The organism is Sphingomonas sp. SL1004 (genome assembly GCF_057815015.1).
The window spans coordinates 2,826,301-2,843,358 of sequence record NZ_JBYMUX010000001.1; the positions used below are offsets into that span (position 1 = coordinate 2,826,301).

At 66.8% G+C, this 17,058-nt stretch carries 17 protein-coding genes and 1 tRNA gene; 6 read left to right on the top strand and 12 right to left on the bottom strand.

Annotated features, from left to right (window positions below; translation table 11 throughout):
• Positions 1–139: 139 nt before the first annotated feature.
• The 5 genes from AC3D24_RS12745 to glmM all read right to left on the bottom strand — a co-directional run bounded on the left by AC3D24_RS12745 (position 140) and on the right by glmM (position 4,819).
• Positions 140–1,282: a site-specific DNA-methyltransferase gene (locus AC3D24_RS12745; RefSeq protein ID WP_489031169.1), complete on the bottom strand. Its 1,143-nt coding sequence runs from the start codon at positions 1,280–1,282 to the stop codon at positions 140–142.
• A 176-nt stretch (positions 1,283–1,458) separates the two neighbouring features.
• The gene (rnhB, locus tag AC3D24_RS12750; protein ID WP_489031171.1) at positions 1,459–2,097 is read right to left on the bottom strand and encodes a ribonuclease HII; all 639 of its coding nucleotides are present in this window, start codon (positions 2,095–2,097) and stop codon (positions 1,459–1,461) included.
• Positions 2,097–2,945: a bifunctional hydroxymethylpyrimidine kinase/phosphomethylpyrimidine kinase gene (gene thiD / locus AC3D24_RS12755; RefSeq protein WP_489031173.1), complete on the bottom strand. Its 849-nt coding sequence runs from the start codon at positions 2,943–2,945 to the stop codon at positions 2,097–2,099. Before thiD ends, rnhB begins: the two co-directional genes overlap by 1 nt.
• A 318-nt stretch (positions 2,946–3,263) precedes the next feature.
• Positions 3,264–3,479, bottom strand: coding sequence for a DUF1272 domain-containing protein (locus tag AC3D24_RS12760; protein ID WP_489031175.1), 216 nt, complete (start codon positions 3,477–3,479; stop codon positions 3,264–3,266).
• Positions 3,479–4,819, bottom strand: a complete 1,341-nt coding sequence (gene glmM / locus AC3D24_RS12765; RefSeq protein WP_489031177.1) for a phosphoglucosamine mutase — start codon at positions 4,817–4,819, stop codon at positions 3,479–3,481. The genes AC3D24_RS12760 and glmM overlap by 1 nt, the downstream gene beginning before the upstream one ends.
• A 69-nt stretch (positions 4,820–4,888) precedes the next feature.
• Between glmM and AC3D24_RS12770 the strand changes: the two genes are divergently transcribed.
• Both AC3D24_RS12770 and AC3D24_RS12775 read left to right on the top strand, forming a co-directional pair.
• Positions 4,889–6,163, top strand: coding sequence for a dicarboxylate/amino acid:cation symporter (locus AC3D24_RS12770; protein WP_489031179.1), 1,275 nt, complete (start codon positions 4,889–4,891; stop codon positions 6,161–6,163).
• On the top strand, positions 6,138–7,130 hold the full coding sequence (locus tag AC3D24_RS12775) for an aldo/keto reductase (protein ID WP_489031181.1): 993 nt from the start codon (positions 6,138–6,140) through the stop codon (positions 7,128–7,130). Before AC3D24_RS12770 ends, AC3D24_RS12775 begins: the two co-directional genes overlap by 26 nt.
• A gap of 120 nt (positions 7,131–7,250) precedes the next feature.
• Here the strand turns inward: AC3D24_RS12775 and AC3D24_RS12780 are convergent, their stop codons facing one another.
• On the bottom strand, positions 7,251–8,858 hold the full coding sequence (locus tag AC3D24_RS12780) for a peptide MFS transporter (protein WP_489031183.1): 1,608 nt from the start codon (positions 8,856–8,858) through the stop codon (positions 7,251–7,253).
• Positions 8,859–8,967: 109 nt separating this feature from the next.
• Between AC3D24_RS12780 and AC3D24_RS12785 the strand changes: the two genes are divergently transcribed.
• A complete protein-coding gene (locus AC3D24_RS12785; RefSeq protein ID WP_489031185.1) occupies positions 8,968–9,543 on the top strand; it encodes a nitroreductase family protein in 576 nt (191 codons plus the stop codon).
• 38 nt (positions 9,544–9,581) lie between these two features.
• Positions 9,582–9,938, top strand: a complete 357-nt coding sequence (locus AC3D24_RS12790; RefSeq protein WP_056053547.1) for a GntR family transcriptional regulator — start codon at positions 9,582–9,584, stop codon at positions 9,936–9,938.
• A 241-nt stretch (positions 9,939–10,179) separates the two neighbouring features.
• On the opposite strand, the gene AC3D24_RS12795 is transcribed toward AC3D24_RS12790, so the two are convergent.
• Complete coding sequence (locus AC3D24_RS12795; protein ID WP_489031188.1) at positions 10,180–10,995, bottom strand: arylamine N-acetyltransferase family protein; 816 nt, start codon at positions 10,993–10,995, stop codon at positions 10,180–10,182.
• 229 nt (positions 10,996–11,224) lie between these two features.
• A complete protein-coding gene (locus AC3D24_RS12800; protein ID WP_489031189.1) occupies positions 11,225–12,937 on the bottom strand; it encodes an acyl-CoA dehydrogenase family protein in 1,713 nt (570 codons plus the stop codon).
• A gap of 46 nt (positions 12,938–12,983) precedes the next feature.
• On the opposite strand from AC3D24_RS12800, the gene AC3D24_RS12805 reads away from it, so the two are divergent.
• Positions 12,984–14,003, top strand: coding sequence for an L-threonylcarbamoyladenylate synthase (locus tag AC3D24_RS12805; protein ID WP_489031190.1), 1,020 nt, complete (start codon positions 12,984–12,986; stop codon positions 14,001–14,003).
• Positions 14,004–14,113: 110 nt separating this feature from the next.
• On the opposite strand, the gene msrA is transcribed toward AC3D24_RS12805, so the two are convergent.
• Positions 14,114–14,656 carry a peptide-methionine (S)-S-oxide reductase MsrA gene (gene msrA / locus AC3D24_RS12810; RefSeq protein ID WP_489031192.1) on the bottom strand — a complete coding sequence of 181 codons (543 nt, stop codon included), beginning with the start codon at positions 14,654–14,656 and terminating at the stop codon, positions 14,114–14,116.
• A gap of 59 nt (positions 14,657–14,715) precedes the next feature.
• Here msrA and galE point away from each other — a divergent pair, with 59 nt between their 5' ends.
• Positions 14,716–15,714 carry a UDP-glucose 4-epimerase GalE gene (galE, locus tag AC3D24_RS12815; protein WP_489031194.1) on the top strand — a complete coding sequence of 333 codons (999 nt, stop codon included), beginning with the start codon at positions 14,716–14,718 and terminating at the stop codon, positions 15,712–15,714.
• Here the strand turns inward: galE and AC3D24_RS12820 are convergent.
• The 3 genes from AC3D24_RS12820 to folK form a co-directional block, all read right to left on the bottom strand.
• A complete protein-coding gene (locus AC3D24_RS12820; protein WP_489031196.1) occupies positions 15,711–16,397 on the bottom strand; it encodes a phosphatase PAP2 family protein in 687 nt (228 codons plus the stop codon). The two genes, galE and AC3D24_RS12820, sit on opposite strands and share 4 nt — an antisense overlap.
• A gap of 38 nt (positions 16,398–16,435) precedes the next feature.
• Positions 16,436–16,511, bottom strand: a tRNA-Lys gene (locus AC3D24_RS12825).
• Positions 16,512–16,532: 21 nt separating this feature from the next.
• Positions 16,533–17,042 carry a 2-amino-4-hydroxy-6-hydroxymethyldihydropteridine diphosphokinase gene (gene folK, locus AC3D24_RS12830; protein WP_489031198.1) on the bottom strand — a complete coding sequence of 170 codons (510 nt, stop codon included), beginning with the start codon at positions 17,040–17,042 and terminating at the stop codon, positions 16,533–16,535.
• Between the last annotated feature and the right edge of the window lie 16 nt (positions 17,043–17,058).

The following is a 17,058-nucleotide window of genomic DNA, read 5'->3' on the forward strand; positions in this document are numbered from 1 at the left end:
ACCCGTCTTCCCAGCGAAAGCTGGGATCTCCCGCTGCATCCATGGCGCGTCGTCGCGGGAGCCCCCAGCTTTCGCTGGGGTGCCGGGCTTGGTTGGGCGAGAGGGGATTGGTTGGACGGGACGGACGTGTCCGCGTGGCTCAGACCGTGGTCGCCAGCAGATACGTCTGGCGGAGGTCGTCGATCGGCTTCAGCCCCTTGTCGCTTTCATAATGCCAGAAGCTCCAGCCGTTGCAGGCGGGGGCGTTCTGAAGCGTCGAGCCGAGCTTGTGGATCGAGCCGATCGTGCCGCAGTCGCTGAGCAGCGAGCCATCCGCGCGGATCGTCGCGCGCCACCGCCGCTTCGAATCGGTCAGCACCGCGCCGGGTGTCAGATACGCGTTCTCGACCAACACGCCGAACGCGACCTTGGGCTGCGTGCGCGGGCTCATCATCGTGCGGATCGCCGATTCGTCGAGCGGCAGCGCGGCCTCGATCCGCTCCTGCGCCGCCTCGATATAATCGCCCTCGCGGTCGATGCCGATCCAGCTGCGACCGAGGCGCTTGGCCACCGCGCCGGTGGTGCCGGTACCGAAGAACGGATCGAGCACCACGTCGCCCGGCTTCGTGCACGCCAGCAGGATGCGGTAGAGCAGCGCCTCGGGCTTTTGCGTCGGGTGGACCTTGGTGCCGTTCTTCTTCAGCCGCTCGGCGCCGCCGCAGGTCGGGAATTCCCAATCGCTGCGCATCTGGAGCTCGTCGTTGAGCGTCTTCATGGCGCGGTAGTTGAAGTGGTATTTCGCCTTCTCGCCCTTCGACGCCCAGATCAGCGTCTCGTGCGCGTTGGTGAAGCGGGTGCCGCGGAAGTTGGGCATCGGGTTGGTCTTGCGCCAGACGATGTCGTTGAGGATCCAGTAGCCGAGATCCTGCACCGCCGCCCCCACGCGGAAGATGTTGTGATAGCTGCCGATGACCCAGAGCGCGCCATCGTCCTTCAGGATGCGGCGCGCTTCCTTGAGCCAGGCGCGGGTGAAGCGGTCGTACGCGGCGAAGGTGTCGAACTTGTCCCAGTCGTCGGTGACCGCGTCGACATGGCTGCCGTCGGGGCGGTAGAGTTCACCGCCGAGCTGGAGGTTGTATGGCGGGTCGGCGAAGATCATGTCGATCGAGTTCGACGGGAGCGCCTTCATGTGCTCGATACAGTCACCACGCAGGATCTGGTCGAGTGGCAGAACGGCTTGGACGGCCGGCTCCGATACCTTCTTGGTCGCGCGCGGTCGCGCGATCGTCTCGATCAAATCCATAGTTCTGGCCCCTCAGTCGCCCCCATAGCTGCGGAATTGTCCGACTCCGTCAAGCAAACATTCGTTAACGACGTTTTTGCGGAATTCCGCGGATACGGCCAATCGAGTCGCTGCAGCCCAGATGTTGAGTCGTGGGAGACTCGCGGCTCAAGCCCTTGGGGTGTGGCGCGAAAGACTCAGCTCGTCGTTTCCTGCGCGAAAAGTCCCTCACGGGCGAGATAAGCCGCTGCGACCGGTGCGAAACTGCGGCGATGAATCGGCGTGGGGCCGTGATCGCGGAGCGCCTTCATGTGGTGCGCGCAGCCATAGCCCTTGTTCGAATGCCAGTTATATTCGGGATGCACGTCGGCGGCGGCGATCATGATGAGGTCGCGCGTGTGCTTGGCGACGATCGAGGCCGCGGCGATCGACAGCGATTTCGCGTCGCCGCCGACGAGGGGCGTGGCGGGGTAGGTCCAGCTGGGCAAGCGGTTGCCGTCGACGAGGACGTGGCCGGGCGCGTGGCCGAGCTCGACCGCGAGCGCATCGACGGCGAGCGTCATCGCCTTCATCGTCGCCCAGTAGATGTTGAGCGTGTCGATCTCTTCGGGCTGGACGATGCCGATGCCGACGATCGCGCAGCCTTTGAGGCGCGCGCAGAGCCGTTCGCGCTCGGAGGGGGAGAGCTTCTTCGAATCGTCGATGCCGCGGGGGACGCCTTTTGCCGGGAGGATCACGGCGGCGGCCACGACTGGCCCGGCGAGCGGTCCGCGGCCGGCTTCGTCGACGCCAGCGACGGGGCCGACGCAGAGCTTTTCGTGTTTCATGCCGGGCATCAGCGGTCTTTCAACTGGTCGAACGGGCTGACGCCGAGTGCGTGCCCCATCGGGCCGTGCCCTGCGCCGAGCCCCGGTCCGTTTGCAAGCGCGGCGCGGACGAACGCGATGGCGCGCTCGATCGCCGCGTCGATCGCCATGCCCTGGGCGAGCCCGGTGGCGATACCGCTGGCGAGCGTGCAGCCGGTGCCGTGCGCGTGGCGGGTTTCGATGCGGGGGTTGGTCCAGCGGGTTTCGCCGGCGTCGGTGACGAGGCGGTCGGTGATGTCCGGGCCGTCGCCGTGACCGCCTTTTACGAGGACGGCGGGGCCTAGTGCGCGGATTGAGGCCTCGCCGCCGAGGGCTGCGAGTTCGGGGAGGTTGGGGGTTACGAGCGTGGCGATCCGCATGAGGCGGATGAAGGCGGCGATGGTGGCGGCGTCGGCGAGGACGGAGCCGCTGGTTGCGATCATCACCGGATCGAAGGTGATGGGAATGCGTGCGAGGTGATGGTGCCCTGCCCCCCCTTGTTCTCCCGCGAAGGCGGGAGCCCAGTCTGGGCTCCCGCCTTCGCGGGGGAACAAGGAGGTCAGGCGGTCGGCTACCGCGTTGGCGGTTTCGGCCGAGCCGATCATGCCGATCTTTACCGCATCCACGCCGATGTCCGACACGACCGAGTCGATCTGCGCGAGAACGATGTCGGTTGGGACCGGGTGCACCGCCTGCACGCCGAGCGTGTTCTGTGCGGTGATCGCGGTGACGGCGGTCATCGCGTGGCCGCCGAGCATCGTCACCGTCTTGATATCCGCCTGGATGCCGGCGCCGCCGCCCGAATCCGAGCCGGCTATTATGAGGATTCTGGCGGTCATTGGAGGTCGGCGGAAAAAGTGAAGTATAGGAAGTGTAGACGCTCGCACGGTTTCGTTGCGGAGCCGTTTGCGGTGGCTGAGCGGGGTTTGGCGAGGTTGGCGGTCATATAATGGGCTATGTCATACCTGGTGAGATGTAGGACAGGGGTATGCCCCCTCAACCACCCCGGCGGAGGCCGGGGCCCAATTGGGAAGGCCGAAGTAACGGAGCGATGCCCTTGGTTAGCACCGTCCCCCATTTGGGCCCCGGCCTTCGCCGGGGTGGTAGAAGGGGTTGGGGTTGCAGAAGGAGCCAGGTGGTGCTTGCCCGAACCGCGCCTAGTGCCGCCTGCCCGCTGCTGGCTTTTGCGGCGGTGCTTCGCCCAGCCTCGTCGGACGATCCAACAGCTCTCCACCGCAGTTCGGGCAACGCTCGTCGAGCGCGTCGGCACACTCCGCGCAGAAGGTGCATTCGAACGAGCAGATGAACGCGCCGGGTGCATCGGCCGGAAGGTCAGTGGCGCAGCGCTCGCAGGTGGGGCGCATCTCGAGCATCAGGCGGCTGCCTTCCGGACGGCGTCGCAGATCCGGTCGACGACCTGTTCGACCTGCGCGAGATCGTCGCCCTCCGCCATCACGCGGATCACGGGCTCGGTGCCCGACGGGCGGATGACGAGCCGGCCCTTGCCGGCGAGTTCGGCCTCCGCTTCGGCGATCACCGCCTTGACCGCGTCGTGGTCAAGCGGCTTGCCGCCGGCGAAGCGGACGTTCTTAAGCAACTGCGGCAGTGGCTCGAAGCGGTGGAGCACTTCGCTGGCGGGAGCGCCCGAGCGCTTTACCTCGGCGAGGATCTGCAACGCCGCGACGAGGCCGTCGCCGGTGGTCGCATAATCCGACAGGATGATGTGGCCCGACTGTTCGCCGCCGACATTATAGCCGCTGGAGCGCATCTTCTCGAGTACGTGGCGATCGCCGACCTTGGTGCGGACGAGCCCCAGGCCTTGCGCGGCGAGATGGCGTTCGAGGCCGAGGTTGGACATCACGGTGGCGACGAGTCCGCCGCCTGCCAGCCGCCCCTGCCGCGCCCAGCTAGCGGCGATCGTCGCCATCAGCTGGTCGCCGTCAACGATCGTGCCGGTCTCGTCGACCACGATCAGCCGGTCGGCATCGCCGTCGAGCGCGATGCCGATGTCGGCGCCGCTCGCGACCACGGTCTCGGCGAGCGTCTGCGGGGCGGTCGAGCCGACGCCGTCGTTGATGTTGGTGCCGTTGGGGGTGACGCCGATCGCGACGACGTCCGCGCCGAGTTCCCACAAGGCCGAGGGTGCGACCTTGTAGGCGGCGCCGTTCGCGCAATCGAGCACCACGCGCATGCCGTCGAGGCGGAGATTCTCGGGGAAGGTCGACTTGGCGAAATGGATGTACCGGCCCTGCGCATCCTCGATCCGGCGCGCGCGGCCGATCTGGTCGGAGGGGACGAGCGGGATGTCACCGTCGATCAGCGCCTCGATCGCCGCCTCGGCCTCGTCGGACAGCTTGTAGCCGTCGGGGCCGAACAGCTTGATGCCGTTGTCCGCATACGGATTGTGGCTGGCGGAGATCATCACGCCGATGTCGGCGCGCATCGACTGGGTGAGCATCGCCACCGCGGGCGTCGGCATCGGCCCGACCATGACGACGTCCATGCCGACGCTGGTGAAGCCCGCGACCAACGCCGATTCGAGCATGTAGCCGGACAGCCGCGTGTCCTTGCCGATGACGACGCGGTGGCGGTGATCGCCGCGTTGGAAATACGCACCGGCGGCCATGCCGACCTTCATCGCCATCTGCGCGGTCATCGGCGCGACGTTGGTGGCGCCACGAATGCCATCGGTGCCGAAGTATTTTCTTGCCATTACGTCCGCTTTCCGTCCCGTATCGGTGTCCGACCCGTTTGATAGCGCGGTACATCACGAAGGGCGAGCATGTCGCAAACTACACGGATACTTGCCGCCCTGATCGGCGGCATCGCGATCGGCATCGCCGCGGCGGCGTGGTCGCCGGCGAATGCGATCGCGGCGACGGCGGTGACCCAGCCGATCGGCGCAGCATGGCTGCACGGGTTGCAGATGGTGATCGTGCCGCTGGTCGTCGGGCTGCTCGTGACCGGGATCGGCGTGACCACCGAAGCGGCGCGCGCCGGGCGGATCACGGTGCGCGCGATGGTGATGATCGTCGTCATCCTGTGGAGCACGACGATCATGTCCGCGCTGGTCATGCCGTTGATCCTCGATGCCTTCCCATTGCCGCACGCGCTCGGTTCCGCACTGCGCGCCGCGCTGACGGGCGCCGCGCCGGTCGGGCCGGTGCCGGGGATCGGCGCGTTCTTCGACACGATCGTGCCGACCAACATCGTCGCGGCCGCCTCCAGCGACTCGTTCCTGCCGCTCACCGTCTTCGCGCTGACGTTCGCGTTTGCCGTGACGAAGCTGCCCGACGATCGCCGCCGCGTGCTGACCGGGTTCTTCCAGGCGGTGGTCGATGCGTTGTTGATCATCATCAAGTGGGTGCTGAAGCTGGCACCGATCGGCATCTTCGCGCTCGCCTACGGGGTCGGTGCGCGCACCGGGACGGCGGCGTTCGGCGCGCTGCTGCACTATATCGTGTGTGTCTCGGCGATCGGCTTCATCGTCCTGCTCTGCGCCTATCCGATCGGGATGATCGGCGGACGCGTGGGCTTCGGCCGGTTCGCACGCGCGGTCGCGCCGGCGCAGGCGGTGGCGATCAGCACGCAATCGTCGCTCGCCTCGCTGCCGGCGATGTTGAAGGCCTCGACCGATCTCGGCGCGTCGCCCGCCACCGCCGGGATCGTCCTGCCGCTGTCGGTCGCGGTGTTCCGCGCGACCAGCCCGGCGATGAACCTCGCGGTCGCGCTCTACGTCGCGCACTGGCTCGGGCTGCCGATCGGGCCGGGGCAGATGGCGGCGGGCGTGGCGACCGCGGCGATCACGACGATGGGGTCGATCTCGCTGCCCGGCACGATCAGCTTCGTCGCCTCGGTCGCGCCGGTGGCGTTGGCGATGGGCATCCCGCTCGAGGTGCTGGGTCTGCTCATCGCAGTCGAGACCATACCCGACCTGTTTCGCACCGTCGGGAACGTGACGATGGACACCGCCGTTACCATCTCCGTCGCAGCGCGGTCCGATCACGGGAACGGCGCTCAGGAGATTCCGCATGAAGTATCGCACGCTCGGCCCTGATTTCGAGGTTTCCGCGCTGGGTCTCGGCTGCATGCCGATGGCCGGCATCGGCAAGGGCATGTACGGCGAGGCGAACGCCGACGAGAGCATCGCCACGATCCACCGCGCGATCGAGCTGGGCGTGACGCTGTTCGACACCGCCGAGATCTATGGCCCGCTGGTCAACGAGGAACTGGTCGGCAAGGCGATCCGCGGCAAGCGTGACGGCGTCGTGATCGCGACCAAGTTCGGCTTCCGCTACGACGAGAACGGGATGACGGGGGTCGATTCCACACCGGCCAATGTGCGCCGGGCTTGCGAGGGATCGCTGAAGCGGCTGGGAGTCGAGACGATCGACTTGCTGTACCAGCACCGGGTCGATCCGGGCGTGCCGATCGAGGATACGGTGGGCGCGATGGCGGAGCTCGTTCGCGAGGGAAAGGTGCGGCATCTCGGTCTGTCGGAGGCTGGGCTCGATACGATCCGGCGGGCTGCGGCGACCCATCCGATTGCGGCGTTGCAGAGCGAATATTCGCTGTGGGAGCGCGATGTGGAGGACGAGATCCTGCCGCTGTGTCGTGAGTTGGGGATCGGGTTCGTGCCGTATTCTCCGCTGGGGCGCGGGTTTTTGACCGGGCAGATTACCGCGCGGTCGGATCTGCCGGAGGGTGATTATCGGCGCAACGACCCGCGGTATTCGGAAGAGAACTTTGCCAAGAACATGGAGATGGTGGCGGTGGTGAAGTCCATCGCCGATGCACATGGAGCGAGTCCGGCGCAGGTCGCGCTTGCGTGGCTGCTGGCGCAAGGGGATGACATCGTGCCGATTCCGGGGTCGAAGCGTCGGGTTACGCTGGAGGACAGCATGAAGGCGGCGGATATTGCGCTGTCGGCGGACGATCTGGCGAAGCTGGATGCGGCGGCGCCGCGGGGTGGGACGGCTGGGCCGCGCTACGGCGAGAAGGCACTGTCGATGACGCGGATCTGATCTTATCCCCTCCCGCCTGCGGGAGGGGTCGGGGGGAGGGGCGTGCCTCGCGGGCCGGACGCCAGTACGTACGTCGCGCCCTCCCCTAACCCCTCCCGCGAGCGGGAGGGGAATTTTGCGTCAGCCTCGTGGCACCTGCTCGCCGCGGGTGTCCAGGCCGGCAGCGCCCGGCTCGCCGAGCTCGTTCTGGCCGGCCATCGCGTGATCCACCGTACCCAGCTGGTCGAGATGCATCAGCTTGGTGACGAACGGCGCGAGTACCAGCACGACCACGCCGACGCCGATCGCGAACCAGCCGATCCGACCGTAGACTTCGAGCACCCGCCCGACGCCAGCCCCCTCGCCGCCGGTCGCCTGCGCGATCAGGCCGGCGAGGAAATTGCCGCCTGCGGTCGCCAGGAACCACGTGCCCATCATCAGCCCGGTCATGCTCGGCACCGACAGCCGCGTCATCGACGACAGGCCGATCGGCGAGAAGCAGAGCTCGGCCATCGAGTGGAGCATGTAGAGCAGCACGACGAAGATCGCCGGGGTCAGGCCCTGTGCCGGCGCGCCGAGCGTCAGCACGAAGAAGCCTGCGCCGACCAGGATCAGGCCGATGCCGAACTTGAACGGTGCGCTCGGCTCGAACCCTGACTTGCCGAGCCTGGTCCAGAGCGCGGCGAACACCGGCGCGAGGGTGATGATGAAGAACGGATTGACCGACTGGAACACCGACGCCGGGATAGTCCAGCCGAACACGACGCGGTCGACCGACTGGTCGGTGTAGACGTTGAGCGACGAGCCGGTCTGTTCGAACAGCGCCCAGAACAGCGGCGCGAGCGCGATCAGGAACAATGCGGCGAAGATTCGGTCGCGGTCGACACGCGGCAGCTTCGCCACCGCAGTCCACAGGATGTAACCGACGGTGACGAGCGACGCGACGATCAGCGCGGTACCGACGACGCCTTGGCTGCGCACCAGCCACCACGACACGGCGACGCCGACGATCCCGCCGAGATAGATCAGCCATTCGATCGACAGCCCGGCAACCGGCTTCGACGCGAGCACGGCGGCGTCGGGCGCTTCGCCGACACCGTGCAGCTCGCGCTGGAACAGGATGAACATGATCAGCCCGAGCGCCATACCGATGCCCGCGGCGCCGAAACCATACGACCAGCCGACCGTCTCGCCGAGGATGCCGACCGCGATCGGGCCGACGAACGCACCGGTGTTGATCCCCATGTAGAAGATCGAGAACGCGCCATCGCGCCGCATGTCCTCGCGCGCGTAGAGCTTGCCGACGAGCACAGAGATGTTCGCCTTCAGGAAGCCGGTGCCGACGATGATGAAGGCGAGGCCGAGATAGAAGCCGTTGAGTGCAGCGCCGTGCACGCCCTGCGGCGCCTCGACGATCGCCAGCAGCAGATGGCCGAGCGTGATGAAGATGCCGCCCGCGAGCACCGCTTTCCGCGGCCCCAGGAAGCGGTCGGAGAGATAGCCGCCGATGATCGGCGTGATGTACACCATCGAGGTATAGGCGCCGTAGATCGCGTAGGACGGCTCGTCGCCGAACAGGAAATGCTTGGTGAGATACAGCACCAGGATCGCGCGCATGCCGTAGAACGAAAACCGCTCCCACAGCTCGACGAAGAACAGCATGAACAGCCCGCGCGGGTGCCCGAAAAACGTCTTCGCATCGGCAGGAACGCCGCTGCTTGTACTCGCTTTGGCAATAGCGCTGGCCATGGGGTGGTGATGCTCCGTGTGTGCGCCGCTGACGGGCGCTCGATGGCGCGCAACTTAACGACAAAGCCCGGACTGTAAATATCACACGGCAGGGCCTATCTGCGGGGCCATGCTCAACGATCGCTCCACGCCGCTCTCGCTGCTCGCCACCCGCCGCTCGGGCAAGCCACGCGACCTGATCGCGCCCGGCCCCGATTCCTACCAGCTGGCGACGATCCTCGAGATCGCGGCGCGCACGCCCGATCACGGCAAGCTCGCGCCGTGGCGGTTCGTGGTGGTCGGCGAGGAACACCGGGCTGCGCTGTCGACGTTGATCACCGACGCCTACCGCGCCGAACGGCCCGAGGCATCGCGGCTGGAAATTGAGTCGCTCGATCAGTTCGCGCATCAGGCGCCGACCTTGGTGGTCGTCCTGTCGTCGCCGAAGGAGAGCAAGATCCCGGTGTGGGAGCAGGAATTGTCGGCGGGCGCGGCGTGCATGAACCTGCTCCACGCGGTGCATGCGGAGGGGTTCGCGGGCGGCTGGCTGACCGGCTGGGCGGCGTTCTCGGACACGGTGCGCGATGCGTTCGGGTCGACTTCGGAACGGATCGCGGGGTTCATGTTCATCGGTACGCCGTCGCGCGCGCTCGATGAACGGCCCCGCCCGGATATGGCACGGCTGGTAAGCCATTGGGGTTCCTGAGGACTCGACTTCCCACGCAATTACTGTATTAAGTCACCATGACAGCGCTCAGCAGCGACGACAGCCCTGTATATATCCGCCTCCGCAGCACGATCGCCGCGGGGATTTTACGCGGCGACTATCGCGCGGGGGACCAGTTGCCGTCGGTTCGCGCGTTCGCCGCCGAGCAGGGTGCGAACCCGCTGACCGTTGCGAAAGCGTATCAGAGCTTCCAGGACGACGGGTATGTCGAGGTTCGGCGCGGGGTCGGGATGTTCGTGATGCCGGGTGCGGCGGAGGCGCTGCGGGTGGCGGAGCGCGAGAATTTCGTGACGACGCAGTGGCCGCGGATCTTGGGGCATATCGACTTGCTGGGGTTGGATGCGCACGATTTGCTGGAGCGCGAGCGGGCTTAACTCGCTGCTAGCGATTTCCTTCGCCTCCCCTGCCCCTTGCGTTTGTTCTCACCCTCTCTCGTTCTTACTCCCCCTCCCCCGTTCGTCCTGAGTAGTCATCGAGTAGTGGCGAAGCCGCGTATCGAGAGGACGTATCGAAGGAAAGTTCGGCGCGGGGAACACATGCTTCGATACGCGCCCTCGATACGTCCCTGCGGGACTACTCGGTCGCTACTCAGCACGAACGGAAGTGGGTTAAACTTCAGAACAATCCCAACGCGGCTACATCCTCGACGCTCAGGTCGATACCGAACAACAGGCTCATGCGGATCCGGTACACGCGCGGGTCGGTGATCTCGCCGACCGTCGTGTCCGTGCCCGAACGGCGGCGGTAATCCCGCCCGATCAGCGATGCGAAACCGTTCGGCAGCACGATACTGGCGATCGGCGTATGGGTAAAGCGGCTGGCTGGCGCAGTCGATGTCCAGTGGTTGGACATTGCGAGGTCCGCATCGAACACTGGCGCGAGCGTGAAGCTGTATTGCGGCTGGAACCCCTCGCCCGAGCCGCGACCATCGGTGGTCATGGGATCGCCGTCGCGGAGGAGCATCCAGCCGCTTTCGGTCGATTCGAGGCGGAAGCGCGCGCCATCGGGTGCGGTCGCTTCGGCGCCGTCGGCAAGTGACAGGACCGGCGTATAACTGCCGCCGAAGCCGGTGTCGGCGATCCAGTCCTGCCCGTCGATCGTCACCAGCGCGAAGGTGTGGGTGAGCGGCGGCACGTCGATCGCCGCGATCCAGACGCGCGCGAGCAGCGGGCGGGCGGTGAAGCCGAGTTCGGCGAGGGCGTCGAGGAACAGCCGGTTATGCTCGAAGCAATAACCGCCGCGGCGAGCGGTCACGAGTTTCGCGAACACCGACGCGCCGTCGATCGCGATGCCGCGGCCGAGGACGACGTCGAGATCCTCGAACGGGATGGCGAGCCGGTGCGCGTGCTGGAGGCGACCGAGGCCGATCGAGTCGAGCGTCGGCCGCGCGGGCATCGCGACACGGAGGAGATAGGCGTCGAGATCGAACATCGGTCGGGCTTTCACAGATTTCTGCCTATCCATACCGTTCGTTGCGCGGGGCCGTCGAGTGGTGGCGATCCCGATATCAGGCGCCTCGAGCACCGTGCCCATCCCCGTTCGTGCTGAGCGAAGTCGAAGCACCTGCGAGTTGGGCATGCCCTTCGACTGCGCTCAGGGCGAACGGGAAAGGGTGGCGCCTTGCCGCGTAGAACGCTGGCATTCCAATGCCGGGTTTTGCTCAGGCGGCGAACAATTCCGGCTCGATCGAATACAGCACTGCCGCGCTGGCGTTTGCGGCCGCGCTCAGGCCCATCGCCTCGGGGACGATCTGGTCGAGGTAGAAGCGTACCGCCGCGGTCTTCATCCGGCCGAAATCGTCGGTGCCGGCGACCCCACCCTGCCGCTCCATCAGCCAGCCGCAGGTCGCGACCGACAGCATGGTGAGGAACGGATAGCTCGCCGCCAGCTTGTCGTCGGCGTCCGCGGTGGCGAGCTTACGCCCGATCGCTTCACAGGCATCGATTAGCGCGAGCAGCCGCTCGTCCTTCGCTTCCGCGCGGATGTCGGCGATCAGCGTGGCGAACGCGCCGCCATTGTCGAGGCCGAGTTTGCGCCCCACCAGATCCGCCGCCTGGATGCCGTTGGTGCCCTCGTAGATTGGCGTGATGCGGGCATCGCGGAAATACTGCGCGGCGCCGGTTTCTTCGACATAGCCCATGCCGCCGTGAACCTGGATACCGAGCGACGCGACTTCGTTGCCGAGGTCGGTGCCGTGCGCCTTGGCGAGCGGCGTGACGAGTTCGAGGCGGTTGCGCGCAGCGTGATCGCCGAGATTGGCGCGGTCGACCTGCCCTGCTGCGTAGTAGACGAGTGCGCGCGCTGCCTGGGTCTGTGCCTTCATCCGCATCAGCATGCGGCGGACGTCGGGATGCTCGACGATCTTGACCGAGTCCTTGTTCGGCGAACCGGCGCGGGCGGACTGCACGCGGTCGAGTGCGTAGGCGACAGCGCCCTGCGTTGCGCCCTCGGCAACCTGAACGCCCTGGAGGCCGACGTTGAGGCGTGCGTTGTTCATCATCGTGAACATCGCCCGGATGCCGCCGAGCTCCGCGCCGATCAGCTCGCCGATGCAGTCGTCGTTGTCGCCGAAGCTCAGCACGCAGGTCGGCGAGGCGTGGAGACCCATCTTGTGCTCGATCGAGACGACGCGGACGTCGTTGAAGTCGCCGGGCGTGCCGTCTTCCTGAAGGCGGTACTTGGGGACGAGGAACAGCGAGATGCCCTTCGTGCCAGCCGGTGCGCCCGGCGTCCGCGCGAGCACGAGGTGGACGATGTTCGGCGCCATGTCGTGGTCGCCGAACGAGATGTAGATCTTGGTGCCCTTGATGCTCCATTTGCCGTCGCCGAGCGCCGTGGCGGTCGCGCGCAATGCGCCGACGTCGGAGCCTGCCTGCGGCTCGGTCAGGTTCATCGTGCCGGTCCATTCGCCGGTCGCGAGATGGGGGAGGTAGAGCGCCTGCTGCTCAGGGGATCCGTGATGCTGGAGCGCCTCGATCGCGCCGACGGTCAGCGTCGGGCACAGCGCAAAGCCCATGTTGGCCGAGCCGAGCGTGTCGAGCACCGCGGTCTGGATCGCGAACGGGAGGCCCTGCCCGCCCCATTCCTCTTCGACGCCGATCGTGCCCCAGCCGCCCTCGACGTAATCCTTGTACGCCTGCGCGAAGCCGTCGGGCATGACCACGCCATCGGGGGTCCATTTCGCGCCGACGGTGTCGCCGGTGCGGTTGAGCGGGGCCCATTCGCCCGACGCCAACTGGCCAACGCCTTCGAGGACCGCGTCGACGACGTCGTCGCTGGCGGCGGCATAGCGTTCGGTCGCGGCGATCTCGCCGATCCGCACGACATGGTCGAGCACGAAACGCTGTTCGGTGGTTGCTGGAGTGAAGGCCATCGCATCCTCTTATCGCTACGGTTTGGACCCGCTATACGCCTGTGGAATGACCCGTCCACACCCTCGGATTTTACCCTACGGCACGGCCGCGATCGCCGAAGCCGCCGCGCTGATTCGCGACGGGGGGATCGTCGCGGTGCCGACCGAGACGGTGTACGGGCTGGCGGCGGACGCGACGAATGCGGAGGCGGTGGCGCGGATTTATGCTGCGAAAGGGCGCCCGAGTTTCAATCCGCTGATCGTGCATGTGGCGGATCTGGCGGCGGCGGAGCGGATTGCGGTGTTCGATGCGGATGCGCGGGCGCTGGCCGAGGCGTTCTGGCCGGGGCCGCTAACGTTGGTGCTGCCGGTGCGGGGGGACTCGGGGATCGCTTCGCTGGTGACGGCGGGGTTGGATACGATCGCGATCCGGGTGCCACGACACCGGGCTATGCAGGGGTTGATTGCGGCGTCGGGGCGGCCTTTGGCGGCGCCGTCGGCCAATGCGAGTGGGGGGATCAGTCCGACCAGCGCTGCGCATGTGGCGGGGAGTCTGGGGGGGAACGTGCCGTTGATCCTCGACGATGGGGCTACTGAGGCGGGGTTGGAGTCGACGATCGTGGCTGGGCGGACGGTGTTGCGGCCGGGGCCGGTTACGGCGGAGGCTATCCGGCAGTACCTAGAGCACCCCCCCGGCGGAGGCCGGGGCCCAATTGGAACGTCGGATGTAACCGGGCAAGACCTGCGTCATGACCGCCCCCCAATTGGACCCCGGCCTTCGCCGGGGGGGAGTCAGGGCGGAGTCACTGCGCCGGGGCAGCTTGAGAGCCATTATGCGCCGAACAAGGCGCTTCGTTTGAATGCGACCGAGGCCGGGTCCGGTGAGTGGCTAATCGGGTTTGGCGAAGTGACGGGCAACATAACCCTCTCCGCATCGGGAGACCTCGTCGAGGCCGCCGCGAAGCTGTTCGACCTGCTTCACGCAGCAGACGCGAACGACCGCCCGAAGATCGCTATCGCGCCGATTCCTCGCGAGGGCATCGGCGAAGCGATCAACGACCGTCTTCGCCGTGCCGCTCACCGCTAGCGCCTGTTCCCCCGCGAAGGCCGGGGTCCAAAAGCCAGGTCGGACTGCGGTATTTAGCTGGGCCCCCGCGTCCGCAGGGGAACAACTTATCTAGCGTTACTTAACGACCGTTACGCGCTGACCGCAGCTTTCGACCGTGCCGCGAAGCTCTTGCGGAGCTTTTGCAGCTTGGGCGGAATTACCGCCATGCAATACGGGTTCGAGCGGCCGGACGTTTCCCAGTAATCCTGGTGATAGCCCTCGGCCTCGTACCATGTGTCCATCGGCTCGATCGTCGTGACGATCGGCTTGGGCGAATCCGCCTGAGCCCGCTCCAGCGCTGCCTGCATCTCGGCCTTCTGCGCGTCGTCCGCGGGGAACATCGCCGAGCGGTACTGCGTGCCGACGTCGTTGCCCTGCCGGTTCAGCGTCGTCGCGTCGTGCGTCGCGAAGAAGATGTCGAGCAGGTCGCCGAGCTTCAGCTGCTCCGGATCGAAGCCGATGCGGATCGCCTCGGCGTGGCCGGTGTCGCCGCCGCAGACCTGCTTGTAGGTCGGGTTAGGCACCTGCCCGCCGATATACCCGCTCTCGGCGCTCTCGACGCCGATCACGTCCTTGAATACCGCCTCGGTGCACCAGAAGCAGCCGCCGGCGAGCGTTACATAATCCGTCATCACGATCTCCTTTCTCCCAAGATAGGAAGTCGCTACCGCGCAACAAAGAGGAGACGCGTATGATCGACGGTAAGGTTATGGTGACCGGCGGGGCCGGTTACATCGGCAGCCACGCGGTGCTGGCGTTGCTCGACGCTGGATACGAGGTCTTGGTGGTCGACAATCTGGTCACCGGGTTCGACTGGGCGGTCGATCCGCGCGCCGCGCTGGTCGAGGCGAACGTCGCCGACGATACGAAGGTGCGCGCGGCGATTCGCGAGCATAACGTCAAGGCGATCATGCATTTTGCTGGCTCGGTGGTCGTCCCCGAGTCGGTCAGCGATCCGCTCAAATATTACCGCAACAACACCGCCGCCAGCCGTGCGCTGATCGAGAGCGCGGTGGTCGAGGGCGTACCGCACTTCATCTTCTCGTCGACCGCCGCGACGTACGGAACGCCGGAAAAGGTGCCGGTCGCGGAGGGCGATCCAACCGTGCCGATCAATCCCTACGGCATGTCGAAGCTGATGACCGAGGCGATGCTGCGCGACGTCGCGGCGGCGCATCCGATCAATTACGCGGCATTGCGCTACTTCAACGTGGCGGGCGCAGATCCGCAGGGTCGCAGCGGGCAGTCGACGATCGGCGCGACCCACCTGATCAAGATCGCGGTCGAGGCGGCCACCGGCAAGCGCGGCCATGTCGGCGTCTATGGCACCGATTTCGACACGCCCGATGGCACCGGCGTGCGCGATTACATCCACGTCAGCGACCTGGCCGCCGCGCATGTCGCTGCTCTGGAAGTTCTGGTCGCGGAACCCGCCAAGAGCCACACGCTCAACGCAGGGTACGGCAAGGGTTTCTCGGTGCTGGAAGTGCTCGACGCGGTCGACAAGGTAACCAATGTGACGATCGAGCGCCGTCTGGAAGGGCGTCGCGCGGGCGATCCGGCGATGCTGATCTCTGACAACAGCGCGATCCTGGAACGGCTCGACTGGACGCCGCGCCATGCCGATCTCGACGGTATCGTCCGCGATGCGTTGGCGTGGGAGCGGGCGCTGGCTGAGAAGGGGCGCTAGGACGCCGGGTCGGCGGGTGGGTCGACGGGCGGGGTGCCGAACGCGTGGCGCTCGCCCCCGATCGCCCGGCGGGCACGGGCGGTGGCGAGCCACCAGGCGAGCGCCCAGAGCGTGCCGAAGCTCCAGCCGGCCAGCACGTCGCTCGGCCAGTGAACGCCGAGATACACCCGGCTACAGCCGATCGCGCCGACCAGCAGGATTGCGACGACGAGCAGGTAACGCCGTGCCGCGCGGTGCTCCGTCACCTGCGACGCGAGGCCCGCGAGCGTCAGATAGACGATCGCGCTGTTCGCCGAATGGCCGCTCGGGAAGCTCATGTTCGAGACGGTGACGAGGTGCTCGACGATGTCGGGGCGTGGGCGATTGACCTGCGCCTTGACGAAATCGACGATCAGCCCGCCGGTGATGCTCGCGGCGAGCGTCGCCAGTGCAGTCAGCCAAAGGCGTTGCACGATCAAGAGGCCAGTGACCACGACCACGACGATCGTCAGCACGATGCCGCCACCGAGCGCCGTGACGTCGATCGCGACGTTGGGCAGCCAGGAGGGCCCGTGCCAGGCGCGCAGACCGAGGATGATCGCGCGATCGAACGCGAACGGCCAATGGTCGACCGCGAGACCGACGAGGAGAATCAGGGTGATGCCGACTGCGGCGACCGACGCGCCCGCGAGAATCGCCGGCACATGCCTCCGCCTGCTCGGCGCATCGCCCGAGGCATCGATGGTGGGTCCGCCGGGGCTCGAACCCGGGACCTCTCGATTAAAAGTCGCTTGCTCTACCAACTGAGCTACGGACCCCCGCCATCGTGGACCGCGCACCTAATCGCGTGGCCGCTTTCGGTCAACCGATTGCGCCAATTGCCGTATCGTTCTGCCGGTAAGCGGATCGCGCCATGTCGGGACGAGGCCCGCAAGGGGACCCAGGACGAAGCCGCGTTCTCGAAAAGCGGCGTGCGGCACGGTGAGGCCGGGTGACGACCATGCGCCGCCCGACCAGAGGACGATGTCGAGGTCCAGCACGCGGCTGCCCCAGCGGCGTCCCGAGCGACGGCCGAACGCGCGTTCGATGCTTTTCAGGCGGACGAGCAGCGTGGCGGGATCTTCGTCCGTCTCGATCAGTGCGACGGCGTTGGCGTAGCGACGGTTCGAGGGGCCGAGGGGAGCGCTCGCCACGGTCGGCGATCGTGCGACGACATCGCCGAGTTCTTCCAGCGCGGCGGCGATCTCGCGCTCTGGAGCACCGTGGCGTCCGCGTCGGTTGGAGCCGAGCGCGATCGCGTAGGTGGTTGCGGCGGGCGCTATCGTCGGGAGCGGGGTTGCAGGCGACATTTGGTCCGCCTAGCGC

What these genes read in the sequence shown, in the direction of transcription:
- galE (WP_489031194.1), top strand. Translation starts at nt 14,716, where the DNA reads ATGATCGACGGTAAGGTTATGGTGACCGGCGGGGCCGGTTACATCGGC.
- glmM (WP_489031177.1), bottom strand. Translation starts at nt 4,819, where the DNA reads ATGGCAAGAAAATACTTCGGCACCGATGGCATTCGTGGCGCCACCAAC.
- AC3D24_RS12800 (WP_489031189.1), bottom strand. Translation starts at nt 12,937, where the DNA reads ATGGCCTTCACTCCAGCAACCACCGAACAGCGTTTCGTGCTCGACCAT.
- thiD (WP_489031173.1), bottom strand. Translation starts at nt 2,945, where the DNA reads ATGACCGCCAGAATCCTCATAATAGCCGGCTCGGATTCGGGCGGCGGC.
- AC3D24_RS12795 (WP_489031188.1), bottom strand. Translation starts at nt 10,995, where the DNA reads ATGTTCGATCTCGACGCCTATCTCCTCCGTGTCGCGATGCCCGCGCGG.
- AC3D24_RS12790 (WP_056053547.1), top strand. Translation starts at nt 9,582, where the DNA reads ATGACAGCGCTCAGCAGCGACGACAGCCCTGTATATATCCGCCTCCGC.
- msrA (WP_489031192.1), bottom strand. Translation starts at nt 14,656, where the DNA reads ATGACGGATTATGTAACGCTCGCCGGCGGCTGCTTCTGGTGCACCGAG.
- AC3D24_RS12760 (WP_489031175.1), bottom strand. Translation starts at nt 3,479, where the DNA reads ATGCTCGAGATGCGCCCCACCTGCGAGCGCTGCGCCACTGACCTTCCG.
- AC3D24_RS12770 (WP_489031179.1), top strand. Translation starts at nt 4,889, where the DNA reads ATGTCGCAAACTACACGGATACTTGCCGCCCTGATCGGCGGCATCGCG.
- rnhB (WP_489031171.1), bottom strand. Translation starts at nt 2,097, where the DNA reads ATGCCCGGCATGAAACACGAAAAGCTCTGCGTCGGCCCCGTCGCTGGC.
- AC3D24_RS12745 (WP_489031169.1), bottom strand. Translation starts at nt 1,282, where the DNA reads ATGGATTTGATCGAGACGATCGCGCGACCGCGCGCGACCAAGAAGGTA.
- folK (WP_489031198.1), bottom strand. Translation starts at nt 17,042, where the DNA reads ATGTCGCCTGCAACCCCGCTCCCGACGATAGCGCCCGCCGCAACCACC.
- AC3D24_RS12785 (WP_489031185.1), top strand. Translation starts at nt 8,968, where the DNA reads ATGCTCAACGATCGCTCCACGCCGCTCTCGCTGCTCGCCACCCGCCGC.
- AC3D24_RS12805 (WP_489031190.1), top strand. Translation starts at nt 12,984, where the DNA reads ATGACCCGTCCACACCCTCGGATTTTACCCTACGGCACGGCCGCGATC.
- AC3D24_RS12775 (WP_489031181.1), top strand. Translation starts at nt 6,138, where the DNA reads ATGAAGTATCGCACGCTCGGCCCTGATTTCGAGGTTTCCGCGCTGGGT.
- AC3D24_RS12780 (WP_489031183.1), bottom strand. Translation starts at nt 8,858, where the DNA reads ATGGCCAGCGCTATTGCCAAAGCGAGTACAAGCAGCGGCGTTCCTGCC.